General features: G+C 53.5%; 11 protein-coding genes. 9 read left to right on the top strand and 2 right to left on the bottom strand.

Going from position 1 to position 15,240, the window contains the following annotated elements:
• Window positions 1-144 precede the first annotated feature (144 nt).
• Window positions 145-990: a hypothetical protein gene (locus G604_RS0101015; RefSeq protein ID WP_028908915.1), complete on the bottom strand. Its 846-nt coding sequence runs from the start codon at window positions 988-990 to the stop codon at window positions 145-147.
• A 223-nt stretch (window positions 991-1,213) separates the two neighbouring features.
• Here G604_RS0101015 and G604_RS0101020 point away from each other — a divergent pair, with 223 nt between their 5' ends.
• From G604_RS0101020 to G604_RS0101055, 8 genes are all read left to right on the top strand, one after another.
• Window positions 1,214-2,986: an oxaloacetate decarboxylase gene (locus tag G604_RS0101020; protein WP_028908916.1), complete on the top strand. Its 1,773-nt coding sequence runs from the start codon at window positions 1,214-1,216 to the stop codon at window positions 2,984-2,986.
• 19 nt (window positions 2,987-3,005) lie between these two features.
• Window positions 3,006-3,548: an HDIG domain-containing metalloprotein gene (locus G604_RS0101025; RefSeq protein ID WP_028908917.1), complete on the top strand. Its 543-nt coding sequence runs from the start codon at window positions 3,006-3,008 to the stop codon at window positions 3,546-3,548.
• A gap of 206 nt (window positions 3,549-3,754) precedes the next feature.
• Window positions 3,755-6,400, top strand: coding sequence for a putative LPS assembly protein LptD (locus tag G604_RS0101030; RefSeq protein WP_410524356.1), 2,646 nt, complete (start codon window positions 3,755-3,757; stop codon window positions 6,398-6,400).
• 111 nt (window positions 6,401-6,511) lie between these two features.
• Window positions 6,512-7,687: a PLP-dependent transferase gene (locus G604_RS0101035; RefSeq protein ID WP_028908919.1), complete on the top strand. Its 1,176-nt coding sequence runs from the start codon at window positions 6,512-6,514 to the stop codon at window positions 7,685-7,687.
• A 145-nt stretch (window positions 7,688-7,832) separates the two neighbouring features.
• Entirely contained in the window at window positions 7,833-8,717 is an 885-nt protein-coding gene (locus G604_RS13170; RefSeq protein ID WP_155941819.1) for a Cof-type HAD-IIB family hydrolase, read from the top strand.
• 147 nt (window positions 8,718-8,864) lie between these two features.
• On the top strand, window positions 8,865-10,046 hold the full coding sequence (locus G604_RS0101045) for a MalY/PatB family protein (RefSeq protein WP_028908920.1): 1,182 nt from the start codon (window positions 8,865-8,867) through the stop codon (window positions 10,044-10,046).
• A gap of 130 nt (window positions 10,047-10,176) precedes the next feature.
• The gene (locus G604_RS0101050; RefSeq protein WP_028908921.1) at window positions 10,177-10,518 is read left to right on the top strand and encodes a type II toxin-antitoxin system RelE/ParE family toxin; all 342 of its coding nucleotides are present in this window, start codon (window positions 10,177-10,179) and stop codon (window positions 10,516-10,518) included.
• Window positions 10,490-10,795 (top strand): helix-turn-helix domain-containing protein, encoded by a 306-nt coding sequence (locus tag G604_RS0101055; protein WP_028908922.1) that lies wholly within the window; start codon window positions 10,490-10,492, stop codon window positions 10,793-10,795. Before G604_RS0101050 ends, G604_RS0101055 begins: the two co-directional genes overlap by 29 nt.
• 203 nt (window positions 10,796-10,998) lie before the next feature.
• Here G604_RS0101055 and G604_RS0101060 read toward each other — a convergent pair whose 3' ends face one another.
• Complete coding sequence (locus G604_RS0101060) at window positions 10,999-14,013, bottom strand: TonB-dependent receptor (protein ID WP_028908923.1); 3,015 nt, start codon at window positions 14,011-14,013, stop codon at window positions 10,999-11,001.
• Between the two features lie 148 nt (window positions 14,014-14,161).
• On the opposite strand from G604_RS0101060, the gene aroB reads away from it, so the two are divergent.
• On the top strand, window positions 14,162-15,238 hold the full coding sequence (gene aroB / locus G604_RS0101065; RefSeq protein ID WP_028908924.1) for a 3-dehydroquinate synthase: 1,077 nt from the start codon (window positions 14,162-14,164) through the stop codon (window positions 15,236-15,238).
• Window positions 15,239-15,240 lie beyond the last annotated feature (2 nt).

Below are 15,240 nucleotides of genomic sequence, written 5' to 3' on the forward strand. Positions count from 1 at the left end.
CGGCCCGTCGGCGGTTACGCCGAATCGAATCGAGAAATAATTTCCTTTTTTGAATGCCGTTCCGGCATCGGGCCGCCACAAGGGACGGCCCCTGCAAATGGCAGATTTACAACCGCATCCCTTGGGATGGGGTTGAGTAAGCCTTTACTTCAGTTTGTTCTGAATATTCTGTTCCACCTTCTTTGCGGCAGCGTTGGCCTTGGCATTGGCGGCGCGGGCACTCTGCTGACGACGGAAGCCGATAACGGTACCGTTTTTCGTACGCAGGGCCAGGGAGTCATTAAGCATATAGACGATATTGAACGTGTCGCGCACCGTCTTGGCGTTGAAGACGACACCATTCATCTCAAAACGGCCCTGCACGAGGATCAGCCGGTTGTTGTAAGGATGCCACTCCGTATACATTGGTACCTTCGGATACTCCACGGGACTGTCATCCTCAATATCCGAAGTCTGACGGACCATACCGATGGACGACGCCTCACTCTGTCGACTCAGTGTGAAACCATACTGCCGAGGTATCATATAGGTCTGTACGATGGAGTCCGGCATGTTGGCCAGGATACGCTGCTGCTGTCGCTTGCTCAGCCGACTGACATCACGCAGATGGGGCATGACGGTATAACTCCACGACCCTTTCAGCTCATCGAGGTCGACAACGGAGTAGGCTTCCTTGCTCCCCTTGCTCACGGGCAGCACACCGATCCAGTCACCCACCGTCGGTGTTCCATAGATACGATGGGCACGACGGGCGTCCAGGATGTTATAGGTCACCGGATCACCACCGGCATTCGGCAGGAGGACAACGACGGAGTCCGTACAGCCCACACAGGCCAGACCATAGATGACACTGTCACCCGGTGCCGGTTTCGAATAGCTGATGGCCTTCTCCTCATCGTTGAATCCTTCTCTCGGCTTCCCTTTCGGCTTTCCACAGGAAGCGGCGACGAGGACGGTCAGGGAAATGAGCAACAAAGTTCTAACTTTCATATTTCTTAGGGTCGTTTACTGCACAACAAACTGATTTTGTGCACAAAGTTAATACAATATTTCTAAAAAATAGTACCATTGGCTCCGTATTTGAATTTTTTTATCTAATTTTGCACCTCGGAACGACTTTGTCATGCGATCCGTTGCCCATAAGACGGATGGCAGGCAACAAAAAGGCGTATCCCGTATTCAGTAACAAGACAACATTAGATTAAAAGAAATAATGGGAAAGAAAATTCAGTTCAGTCTCGTCTATCGAGATATGTGGCAGAGTTCTGGCAAGTTCCAGCCTCATGCTGACCAGTTGGCAAAGATCGCACCCATCTTCGTAGAGATGGGCTGCTTCTCCCGTGTGGAGACCAACGGTGGTGCCTTCGAGCAGGTACAGCTGTTGGCCGGTGAGAACCCCAACAAGGCCGTCCGTGCCTTCACCAAGCCGCTTCACGAAGCCGGTATCAAGACGCACATGCTCGACCGTGGTCTCAACGCCCTGCGTATGTACCCCGTGCCCGATGATGTGCGTCAGATGATGTATCGTGTCAAGCATGCCCAGGGTACCGATATCACCCGTATCTTCGACGGTCTGAACGATATCCGCAATATCGCGCCGTCTATCAAGTGGGCCAAGGAAGCTGGCATGACGCCGCAGGGAACGCTGTGTATCACCACCTCTCCTGTCCACACGCTGGAGTACTACAGCAAGCTCGCCGACGAGGAGATCGCCGCCGGTGCTGAGGAGATCTGTCTGAAGGATATGGCCGGTATCGGTCAGCCCGCCTTCCTCGGTCAGTTGACGAAGATGATCAAGGACAAGCATCCTGAGATCGTCATCGAGTATCATGGCCACAGTGGTCCCGGTCTCTCCATGGCCTCCATCCTTGAGGTCTGCAAGAATGGCGCCGACATCATCGACACCGCCATCGAGCCGCTGTCCTGGGGTAAGGTCCATCCCGATGTGATCTCCGTACAGAGCATGCTCAAGCATGCCGGCTTCGATGTTCCCGAGATCAATATGGACGCTTACATGAAGGCCCGTGCCCTCACGCAGGAGTTCATCGACGACTGGCTCGGCTATTTCATCAACCCGCAGAACAAGATCATGTCCTCCCTCCTCCTCGGCTGTGGACTGCCCGGTGGTATGATGGGCTCCATGATGGCTGACCTCGGTGGTATCCGTACGACCATCAACAACCTCCGCAAGAAGAAGGGCGAGGCAGAGCTGACGATGGACGACATGCTCATCAAGCTCTTCGACGAGGTAGCTTATGTATGGCCGCGCGTCGGTTATCCACCCTTGGTGACCCCGTTCAGCCAGTATACGAAGAACATCGCCCTGATGAACCTGCTGTCCATGGAACAGGGCAAGGGCCGTTATGTCTATATGGACGACTCCATGTGGGGCATGATCCTCGGCAAGAGTGGTAAGATCCCCGGCACCATCGCACCCGAGCTCGTTGAGCTCGCCAAGGAGCAGGGCCGTGAGTTCACCGATGTCGATCCCCACACGCTGCTGAAGAACAACCTTGAGGACTTCAAGAAGGAGATGGACGAGAATGGCTGGGACTACGGCCAGGATGATGAGGAGCTCTTCGAGCTCGCCATGCATCCCGAGCAGTACCGCAACTACAAGAGCGGCCAGGCCAAGAAGAACTTCCTCGCCGACCTGCAGAAGGCCAAGGATGCCCGTCTCGGCGCCAAGGTGAGCGTAGAGGAGGCTACCGCCTTCAAGCATGCGAAGGCTGACGCCATCGTCGCTCCCGTGAAAGGTCAGATTTTCTGGGAGTTCCAAGGTGATGCCGAGGCTGCTCCCGCCGTCGAGCCCTATATCGGCAAGGAATACCTGGAGGGTGATGCCTTCTGCTATATCTGCACGCCGTGGGGCGAGTTTGAGATGATCCCCGCTGCCCTCGGTGGCAAGCTCGTGGAGATCAACGCCAAGCAGGGCGCGAAGGTCCGCAAGGGTGATGTCATCGCCTATATCCAGCGCGAGGCCTAAAGTCCCACCTATTTTATATATGGATTATCAAAAGATCATAGATCAATACTACCAGGACCAGAGCGCCGATCTGCGCTCGGTCCTGATGGTGCACAGCACGCTTGTCATGAAGCGTGCTGTGCATATTTGTGACCAACACCCCGAACTACACATGGACCGCGACTTCATCATAGAGGCGGCCATGCTTCACGACATCGGCATCTTCCGCTGTGATGCCCCCGGCATCTACTGTTTCGGTGACCAGCCCTATATCTGTCACGGACGCATCGGCGCCGAGATCCTCCGCAAGGAGGGCTTTCCGCGTCATGCCCGCGTCTGTGAGCGTCATACCGGTGCCGGACTGACGAAGGAGGAGATTATCCGTCAGGATCTCCCCCTGCCCCATGAGGATTTCCTCCCCGAGACCCTTGAAGAGAAGGTCATCTGCTATAGTGATAAGTTCTATAGCAAGACCCATCCCGACCGGGAGAAATCCTATGACCAAGCAGAGAAGAGCATCGCCCGCTTCGGCGCCGACGGCCTAGCGCGTTTCCGCGCCTGGCATCAGCTCTTCGAACCCTAAAAAATGACAGGTCACATTCGTCCTGCCCGCATAAACGTATCTGAATGAGAAGAAATTCCCTTATCGTCCTTCTGCTCCTTGCCGTCGTCTGTATGATGGCAAGTCCGGAACTGCAGTTCTTCAAGAAACATAAGAAGAATCCTGAGACGGAGAATGCCGCCGGTGCCCCGTTGGCTGCCGACAGTGCCGTCACGGACACCACGCAGATGGACTCCCTCCAGCTAGCTGTCTACCATCATAATAAAATCGTCGACGACTCCATCCGCCTCGACTCCATCAACCGTCGCAGGGCCGGTGGCATCGACGCCCCTATCAGCTATACCGCCCAGGACTCCCTCGTCTACGACGCCAAGGAGCGTACGGCCCATCTCTATGGTAATGCCGGCGTGAAATATGAGAAATACGACCTCACGAGTGACCGTATCCGCATGAATATGGACTCCTCCCTCGTCAGGGCCCATGGCACGAAGGACTCCACGGCAGAGGGTGGCGTGAAGGGAAAGCCGCTCTTTAAGATGGGTAGTGATCAATATAATACCGACACCATCGCCTTCAACTATAAGACGAAGAAGGCGTTCATCGATAATGTCTATACCGAGCAGCAGGAGGGTTTCCTCACGGGCAAGGAGAGCAAGCGCGACTCCACAGGTATCATCTATCTCCAGCATGGCCGTTATACCACCTGTGACAAGGAGGATCCCGACTTCTATATCGCCCTCTCCCGTGCGAAGGTTCGTCCGGGCAAGGATGTCGTCTTCGGACCCGCTTACCTCGTCGTCGCCGATGTGCCGCTGCCCCTGGCTATCCCCTATGGCTTCTTCCCTTTCACAAAGCGGTACAGCTCCGGTTTCATCATGCCGACCTACGGTGATGAGCAAGACCGCGGCTTCTACCTCCGGGAGGGTGGTTATTACTTCGCCATGAGTGACAAATGGGACTTGAAACTCCTCGCCGAGATTTATACGAAAGGCTCATGGGGTTTCAGTGCCGAAAGCAGATACAACAAGCGTTACCGCTATTCCGGCGACTTTAACTTCTCCTATCAGGACACCAAGACGGGTGACAAGGGCATGCCCGACTTTGCCCGTCAGGAGAGTTTCAAGCTGCAGTGGACTCACCGTCAGGATGCCAAGGCCAATCCTTACAGTTCATTGAGTGCCAGCGTCAACTTCGCCTCAGAGAGCTATGAGCGTAACAACCTCACGAGTCTCTATAACCCACAGTCGCTGACGCAGACCACCCGTACCTCTTCGGTGGCTTACAGCACGAGTTTCTCGAGCATCGGTCTATCGCTGAGTACCACAATGAATCTCAATCAGAACATGCGAGACTCTACCATCGCCATGACGCTCCCCGACATGAGCATCTCCCTGGCCCGTTTCTATCCCTTCCGCCGGAAGAAACAGGTGGGTGACGAGAAATGGTATGAGAAGATCTACATGAGTTATACCGGTCAGATCTCCAACTCCATCACCACGAAGGAGAACCAGCTCCTCCATTCGAAATTCGGCCGTGACTGGCAGACACGCTGGACCCACAACATCCCCATCGGTGCCTCCTTCACCCTCTTCAACTATATCAATGTCACGCCGTCATTCAACTTCCAGGATGTCACGCTGACGAAGAAGGTCAAGCGCAGCTATGATGCCCTCAGACAGGAAGAGGTCCGCGACACCACCTATGGCGTCTATAATGTCTACAACTGGAACATGTCCGTCTCCGCCTCCACGAAGCTCTATGGTTTCTGGGTGCCGAGCCGAAAGCTCTTCGGTGATAAGATCCAGGCCATCCGTCATGTCATCACGCCAACGGTGAGCCTCTCCTATGCTCCGGATTTCGGTGCCTCCCGTTATGGCTATTATCAGACCTATCAGAAGACGGACGAATACGGCAATGTATCCCTCGTCAGCTATTCTCCTTATGAGAGTGCGCCGGGAACGGGAAAGACGGGCAACCTGAATTTCTCCATCGACAACAACCTCGAGATGAAGGTCAAGAGCGACAAGGACTCCACGGGATATAAGAAGATCTCCCTCATCGACCAGCTGGCCCTGAGCATGAGCTACAACATGGCAGCGAAGGTACGGCCGTGGAGTGACCTGAACATGAATATCCGCCTGAAGTGGTGGAAGAACTACACCTTCTCCATGAATGCCGTCTTCGCCACCTATGCCTACGACCTCGACGAGAACGGCAAGCCCGTCCTCGGCACCCATACGGAGTGGAGCCGTGGTCATTTCGGCCGTTTCCAGGGTACGAGTCAGAACTTCTCCTTCACGCTGAACCCGCAGACTTTCAAGAAGTGGTTCGGTCACAAGGATGATAATGACAACGACAAGGACACCGACAGTGACAACGACCATGAGGGCCCTGATACGAATATCGAGAGCAATATCGACGATACGATGGAGAAAGGCAAGAACGCCGCGAAGCGGAAGAACACAAAGGCCGAGACCGATGATGACGGTTACATGTCCTTCTCCATGCCCTGGTCGCTGACCGTCGGCTACGGTATCACGATGCGTGAGAGCTCCGATGTCAATAAGTTCAACTACCGTAAGATGCGCTATCCTTATGAGTTTACGCAGACGCTGAACCTCAGTGGAAACATCCGTATCTCCGACGGTTGGAATATCAACTTCTCCAGTGGTTACGACTTTGAACAGCATAAGATGAGCATGACCACGGCATCGCTGCAGCGTGACCTCCACTGCTTCAACATGAGTTGTCAGGTGGTCCTCGCTCCTTACACGAGTTATAACTTCACCTTCCGTTGTAACGCCAGTACGCTCACAGACGCGCTCAAATATGACAAGCGCAGCGGCTACAGCAATGCCGTGCAGTGGTACTAAATCAATGGAGAATGGATAATGGATAATAGATAATAAGAGCCTCTTGTAGGTGGCCGCCATGTTGCGGCCACGCACCCCCAAGGGGCAAACAGCATATTTTAGAGAGATTATATGAAGAAACAGACACAAGCCATCCATCTGGCGTATAAGCGCCCCGACGCTTACAACGCACTGAGTTTTCCCGTTTATAATGCCGTCGCTTATGAGTTCCCCGACGCGCAGATGATGTCGGACGCTTTCTGCGGCCGTATCGACGCTCCCGACTACTCTCGTGTGGAGAATCCTACTGTCACCAACTTTGAGCGCCGTGTGGAAGCCCTCACAGGTGCCGTACATGTCACGGCTGTCAACTCCGGCATGGCAGCCATCAGCAATGCCATCCTGACCCTCGCTGCCAAAGGAAAGAATATCGTCACGTCGAAGCACCTCTTCGGCAACACCTTCTCCCTTCTGGCCTTCACCCTGCACCGCTTCGGTGTCGACGCCCGTCTCGTCGACCTGACGAATCTCGACGAGGTCCGTGAGGCTGTCGACGACAAGACCTGTGCCCTCTTCTTCGAGATCATCACGAACCCGCAGATGGAGGTGGCTGACATCGGTGGTCTCGCCGAGATCACCAAGAGCCATCATGTGCCCCTCGTGGCTGACACGACGACGATCCCCTTCACGCAGTTCTCCGCCAAGGACCTCGGCGTGGACATCGAAGTCGTCTCCTCCACGAAATATGTCAGTGGTGGTGCTACGAGTCTCGGCGGTCTGATCATCGACTACGGCAACTTCCCGCGCTTCACGAAGACGATGGCCGGAGAGAGCCTCTTCAATTTCGGCGCTTACATGACGCCTCAGGTGGCTTTCCTGCAGACCATCGGTCTTGAGACCCTCGACGCCCGCTACCGCGTGCAGAGCAGCAACGCCCTCGAGTTGGCCAAACGCCTGGAGAAACTGCCGCAGATCAAACGCGTCAACTACGTCGGTCTGGAGGATAACCCCTATCACGAACTTGCCCGGAAGCAGTTCGGCAAGGCCGCCGGTGCCATGGTCTGCATCGACCTCGAGAGTCAGGAGGCCTGCTTCTCCATGCTCAATAAGTTGAAGGTCATCCACCGTGCCACGAACCTCTTCGACAACCGTACCCTCGCCATCCATCCCGCGAGCACGATCTTCGGCCTCTTCCCGCCGAAGGCCCGTCAGGATATGGACGTCCTCGACACCACCATCCGCCTCTCCGTAGGCCTTGAGGATGTCGACGACCTCTTCGAGGATATCCGGCAGGCACTGGAAAAGTAAAAAAGTAAAGAAGTAAAAAAGTAAACGTAGGCAGGGAATTATTCAGCCTACGTTTAATTTTTTAATTCTTTAATTCTTTACTTTTTTACTTTTCAATTTTTTGTCATATCTTTGTAACCGAATCAACCAACGAAAGGCAAGTGATATGAAACAGTACAAGATGATCGTGCTCGACTTGGACGGCACGTTGACGAACGAAAAAAAAGAAATCACCCCTCGTACCCTTGCAGCGCTCATGGAAGCCCAGACCGTCGGTGTCACCGTTGTCCTGGCTTCCGGTCGCCCTACCTATGGCATCATGCCGCTGGCCAAGCAGCTCAAACTGAGTAAATATGATGGTTACATCCTCGCATACAATGGTGGTAAGATCACACGTCCGAAGACGGGTGAGGTGATCTTCAACCAGAGTCTCAACCCGCAATATGTGCCCCTCCTCTACCATGCCGCCATGGATGCGGGCATGGAGATCCTCACCTATCAGGGCGAGGGCATCGCCGCGACGAAGAAGGAGAACAAATATGTGCTCCATGAGGCGTTCATCAACAAGATGCCCGTCAAGCAGTATGACGACTTCCTCCATCAGGTACAATACCCGATCAATAAATGTCTCATCGTCGGTGACCCGAAGCCGCTCCATGAGTTGGAGCAGAAGCTCACCATGGAGCTCAGAGGCAAGATGGAGGTATATCGTTCTGCCGGTTTCTTCCTCGAATGTGTCCCTCTGGGCATCGAGAAAAGTAACGCCATCGACATGCTCGCCCACACCCTCGGTATTGACCGCAGTGAGATCATCGCTGTCGGTGACGGTTACAACGACAAGAGCATGATCGAATATGCCGGCCTCGGCGTCGCCATGGCCAACGCCTCCACGGAGGTACAAGATGCCGCCGATTATATCACCTACAGTAATGAGGAGGACGGTGTGGCCCATGTCGTCGACAAGTTCATCCTCAAGAAGGAGTCCCGTCCTGACTTCGTCTCCAACCACCGCGAGGAGGAAGAGGAGGAGGAAGAAGACTTAGAAGAATAAAGCCCATTCCCTTCTGCAGGGGCCGTCCCTTGTGGCGGCCCGTCGGCGGAACGCCGAATTATTTTTGTACACCTTCTGAATGCCGTACCGGCATCGGGCCGCCACAAGGGACGGCCCCTGCAAGAAAATAAATAAACACATCCGACAATGTACGATTTTTCAACGGAAATAGAACGCCGCGGCAGTGGGGACCTCATGCATGAGGCCCTGCTGCCACGTTGGGGCCGTGACGACCTGCAACCGATGTGGGTCGCCGATATGGACTTTGCCGTCTGCCCCGATATCCTCAATGCCATACGCCGTCGCCTCGACCATCCCATCCTCGGCTATACCGTGGAGCCAGAAGACTTCTGGCCGTCAGTACAGTACTGGATCCTCTCCCATCATGGCTGGCAGGTGGAACGGCCATGGCTGAAATTCATCCCCGGTATCGTCAAGGGTATCGGAATGGTCATCAACGTCTTCGTCAAGCCCGACGAGAAGGTCATCGTCATGCCGCCTGTCTACCATCCCTTCTTCCTCACGCCCCGGGGAAACCATCGGGAGGTTGTGTGGAATCCGCTGCGACGCCGTGATGGCGGCTACTACGACATCGATTTCGACAACCTCGAGAAGGTCTGCGACAACAAATGCCGCCTTCTCATCCTCTGCACCCCCCATAATCCCGCGGGAATCTGTTGGGATAAGGAGACATTGCAGAACCTCGCTGCCTTCTGCTATGACCACCACCTCCTTGTCATCAGTGATGAGATCCACTGCGACCTGGCCCTCTTCGGTCACAAACATATCCCCTTCGCCACCGTCAGCGATAAGGCCCGTGACATCAGCATCACGTTCCAGGCACCGACGAAGACCTTCAATATCGCCGGTGTCATCAGCTCCTATGCCATCGTGCCGAACCCGGAGATCCGCCGGAAATTCTATGGCTGGATCACGGCCAACGAACTCGACGAGGCGAATCTCTTCGCACCCATCGCCACCATCGCCGCCTACCGCCATGGAGAGCCGTGGCGACGGGAACTTATCGCCTATCTCGAGGATAACGTCCGCTTCGTGGAGGACTACTGCCGTCAGTATATCCCCGGCATCCGTCCGCTGCGCCCACAGGCCAGCTTCCTCGTATGGCTCGACTGCCGGGATCTCCATCTCTCCCATGACGCCCTCCTGGACCTCTTCATCGACAAGGCCCATCTGGCCCTCAACGACGGTGAGATGTTCGGTCCCGGTGGTGAGGGTTTCATGCGTCTGAACATCGGATCGCCCCGCAGCTACATCGAGCGTGGTCTCCGCCACCTCGCCGACGCAGTGAACTCCACCGTAGGGACATGATTTATCATGCTCCGCCCCAACAAAAAAAGACAGAGTAACAGAAGAAACATATACTGCGCAGTGTATGTAAGTTACACTAAAAATCGAGATAAAAGTTGTATGATATGGAAACTTTTTGTATCTTTGCAACATGGAACGAAGGATCCTGACATATGGCGGTTATTTTGAAGCTTTCATGGAAACGCTTTCAGAAAAAGAGCAGACTAAGATACAGTATGGTCTTCTCCTCTTAAAAACGCAAGATAGGTTGCCAAAGAAGTTTGTCAAACTTATTCGTGATGGTATTTATGAATTAAGGACAGAATGGAGTGGCAATATTTATCGAGTATTCTTTATATTTGATGAAGGAAGAATAGTCGTTCTGTTTAACGGATTTCAGAAAAAGACTCAGAAGACACCACAGTCAGAAATAGAAAAAGCTATAAAGATAAAGGAGGCATATTATGCAGACAAACAATCACAAGATCGTTGATTACGACGCAATACTGGATCAGAAATTTGGCAAGCAGGGAACACCTCAGCGTGCAAAGGCTGAGGAAGATGCTTATGCTTTTTACTCAGGACAAGTGATTCATGATGCCAGGAAGGAGGCTAATGTCACACAGGCGGAGTTAGCCAAGCGAACGAATATGACAAAGTCTTATATCTCGAAAATAGAGAATGGGGTGATAACTCCAAGTGTCGGTGTCTTTTACAGAATTATCGGTGCTCTTGGAATGAGAGTAGAAGTTGTTAAACCTGTGTATTAGTTATTATTTGAAAAAGACAGAGTAACAGATGAAACATATACTGCGCAGTGTATGTAAACATCTGTTACTCTGTCTTTTTCGTTTCCCTTTGCAGGGGCCGTCCCTTGTGGCGGCCCGTCGGCGGAACGCCGAATCCCAATACCGCCAAAAAAGAATGCCGTACCGGCATCGGGCCGCCACAAGGGACGGCCCCTGCAGGGCGATCAGAACATCGGACGACCACCGGGACCGCCGCCGGGACCGCCCATGCCGCCACGACGGAACTCCGGACGGCTGAAATCGGGACGGGGACCATCACCGGGACCTTGTCGGCGGGCCTGCTTGCCACCGAAGAGGTTGAAGCGGTAGATGGCATGGAGCATGATGTAACTGTTGATACTGTTATACTCCACATCACTGCGCTGCAGGGCAGAGATCGTACGGGAGATATTGCTCTGGTTATGGAGGATATCGTAGAACTGCAGGGAGAAGGTCAGCGCCTTGCCCTTGAGCATGCTCTGAGCTATCTGTGCGTTCCAGACGAGCTCATTCGTATTCATCGAGGCATCACTGTATCCGCGGCGGCTGTTCTCCGAGAGATCGGTGGAGATGCTCATGCCCCAGGGTAGCGTCACCGTCGCCGTAGGACCATAGGAGAACTGCCAGGTGCTCAAGTTGCTGGCCTGCTGCAGTTTATTGTCGGCATGGGTATAGTCGAAGGATCCGTTGACACCAATCTCCAGCCAGTCATTACGATAGGAGAAATCGAGTTTCTCACCAATTGTTGTCGTCTTCGTCGTATTCTTCTGAGAACTGCTCTTGGAGTTGAGAGCGAGATAGGACACATAATGGTTATAGTTCACATTCGTGAAGGAGTTGATGTTCCATACCCCGGCAGTATCGATAGCGGTATTGAACATGAACGCGCCATTCACGTTCCAGTTGCCATTGATATTCTCGGGCATCGTCGTCCGTCCGCCCGTCGTCTCGTCGTAACTCACCCTATTAGATATGGCATTACTCGTCGTGGAGAAATTCAGGAAGGTCATCACGGCACGCTGGTGACGCTGCACATAGGTGTTATAGAAGAGTCGGAGGTTCTGCGTATACGACGGCTTCAATCCCGGGTTACCCTTCGTGATATTCAGCGGGTCACTGTCATCGGTGATATCGAGCAACTGAGAGATCGACGGCTGGTCCGTAGAGCCCTTGTAGTTGATGCGCAGGTTACTGACCTTGGAGAAACGGTAACGGAAGTCGAACATCGGCGACCAGTTGGTCACGGTCCTCACGGTATCAACATGGATGCCCTGATAGTCCTGCATGTATTTCGAGCGCTGCGGCGTCATCTCCACACCGACATTCAGGTTCCATTTCGAGCGTACGAAACGGAGCACGAGACGGATATTGTGAATATAGTTGCGGTACTCGGAATAACGACTGAGATCATTGTCGAGATAATCGGACAACGGGCTCGTCAGTCGATTGATATAACTATCCCAGGAACGGTAGGCAGTGTTCAGACCGTCGAAGGTTCCGGCAGCAATATCACTGAAGTCATACGTCGCCCGGTCACTCTTACTGTACTTATAGTTGAAACGGTAACTGAGCTGCAGGAAAGTTGCCTTCCACAAAGGCTCACTGTACATCACGCGGAAGCCATAGCCGTAGTTTGTCGTCGGCGTATAGTTGTACCGGTTCGTCATATAAGTGGAGTCCTCACCGAGGGCTGTCTTCACGAGATAGAGGTAGGTATTGTTGAGCTGGAGGTCACGGGCTGTCGTCTTGCCATAGTTACCGTTGACACGCACGGTGAGGTTACGGCCCTTACGACTCAGCCGGCGGCTAAGCTGTACCATAGCCTCGGCACTGTTACTCTTACTGTAACTTATATCATCATTCTCCTGCTCATTGACGGCAACGGCTTTCTCAGCCAGTTCCTGAATACTGTTCTTGTCAAGGGCATCCTTCACGTATTTGTAGGGATCCTCATTGAAAGAGGCACTATGACTGTCCGTGAGGCCATCGGTCGTACCCCAGGAGACGCTGCCTCGCGTCATCACATCAGTCAGCGAGTCAGCTTTCCACTCGCCCCAGAAACGGCCATCCCAGGAGTCACTGCGTGAGAAGTTCTGCCGGCGACTGTTGGAGAACGATCCCGTCGTACTGACGAAATTCTCCGCTGCCGTCGTCGTCAACAGATCGCCGTCACTATGATTCCAACGGAGACTGAGGTTGAGGTTGAGCTTCTTGCCATTGGTGAAGTTATAGTTGCCACCAATCATCTTCGTTGCCTGGAGCCCCTGACGGCCGGCACCGAAGAAGCCACGGCCGCCACCACCGGGGAACCCTTTGTCGTTGACATTATTGGCATTGGTGAAGATCATGAACCGGTTCTTGTCGTTGAAATAGGCACCCATGCCACGCCAGGAATAGCGGTTCTGAGTGCCGATGCCGAGGTCGAGGTTGGAGAACATACCTTTGTTCATGCCTTTCTTCACGCCGAAGTCGAGGACCGTCTGTTCCTCGCCATCATCGATACCCGTCACCTTCGCCTCGTCACTCTTCTCATCGTAAGCCTTGATCTTGTCGATGATAGAGGTCGGCAGATTCTTCAGCGCCGTCTTCGTATCACCGGTCATAAACTCCTTACCGTCTACGAGGATCTTCTTCACGGTCTTGCCATTGATAGTGATCGTACCATCATCGGAGACCGTGGCACCGGGGAGACGCTTCACGAGTTCCTCAATGGTAGAACCTTCGGGGGTACGGAAGGCGGAGGAGTTATAGACAAACGTATCCTCTTTCAGCACCACTTTCTGGGCCTGTGCCGTGACGACGGCGCCCTTGAGCATGATAGCATCGGCATGGAGGGCGATATTCCCCATGGCGAGGTCATGGCCCTCCGCCATATGGATATGACGGAACACCGGTTTATAACCGACACTCGTAATCTTCAAGAGATAATCACCAGGCTTGACGATGTTGATACCAAAGAGGCCCTTCTCATTCGTCAGAGCTCCATCCACATAACTGCTGTCCTTGGCCAGGAGGAGCTGGACAGTAGCCTGTTCAATAGGTTCCTTGTTGTCCTTGTCCGTGATCTCTCCCGAGAGGAGGAGGGTCTTCGGCTGAGAGGCAGTAGCGGCAGGGGCCACAGGGGTTGTTATAACGGGATTCTGTGCCGACACTATAACGGTTGACAAGGTCAACAGGAACATCCAAAAAAGTCGCTTCATCTTGCTATTCTTTACAATCCTTTATTATATATATCGTTTTGACGGCCTGCAAAGGTAAACGTTTAATTTTAAAAATCAAAAAAAATCTTACACTTTTCACCTTTCTGAAATAAAATCCGTATCTTTGCGAAAACAAAACGAGTATGTTATGGCACAGAGAATCATTATTTCCAAACAACTGGAGGAAGAGCTGGTGACAGCTATCTCCGAATGCGAGCACGACAAGATCTTCGTACTTACCGATGAGACCACACGCGAGAAATGCTGGCCACGCCTGCAGACCTTCTACCGCCTGCGTGACGCCCACCTCATCACTATTGGCGCCACCGACAGCAACAAGAGCCTGGAGAGTCTCTCCCACGTGTGGAAGGCCCTGAGCGACGGTGGTGCCACGCGTCACTCCCTGCTCATCAATCTCGGCGGTGGTATGGTCACCGACCTCGGCGGCTTCGCGGCCTCTACCTTTAAGCGCGGTATCAACTTCATCAATATCCCCACGACACTCCTGGCCATGGTCGATGCCAGTGTCGGTGGAAAGACGGGCATCAACTTCAATGGGTTGAAGAATGAGATCGGCGTCTTCAACGACTCCCGTTTCGTCATCCTCGACACCGAATTCCTGCGTACCCTCGACGAGGAGAATATCCTCAGTGGCTATGCCGAGATGCTCAAGCACGGCCTCATCGCCAATGAAAAGATGTGGAGTGAGCTCGTGACCTTCGACATCGAGCATCCCGATCTGAAAAAGCTCTCCCGCATGCTCGCCGACAGCGTGAAGGTGAAGGAACGTATCGTCAAGAAAGATCCTCATGAACTCAATATCCGTAAGGCCCTGAACTTCGGACATACCTTCGGACATGCCTTCGAGAGCTTCTCCCTGCGCACGACAAAGGCCGACGGCAGCGCCACAGGCCGCCAGGCGATCCTCCACGGTTATGCCGTCGCCTTCGGCATCATCCCCGAGCTCTACCTCAGTGCCACACGTCTCCATTTCCCCCAGGATCAGTTGCGGCAGACCGTCGACTTCATCCGCCAGCACTATGGCACACTGCCCATTACCTGTGATGACTACGACGAGCTCATCGAACTCATGCACCACGACAAGAAGAATACAGCCGGACAGATCAATGTCACCCTCCTCGCCGCCGTCGGTGATATTCATATCAACCAGATCATCAGTGAGGAAGAGGTCAAGGAGGCCCTCGATTTCTTCCGGGAAGGATAATA

This window comes from Prevotella sp. AGR2160 (assembly GCF_000424185.1).
Classification (GTDB): Bacteria; Bacteroidota; Bacteroidia; order Bacteroidales; family Bacteroidaceae; genus Prevotella.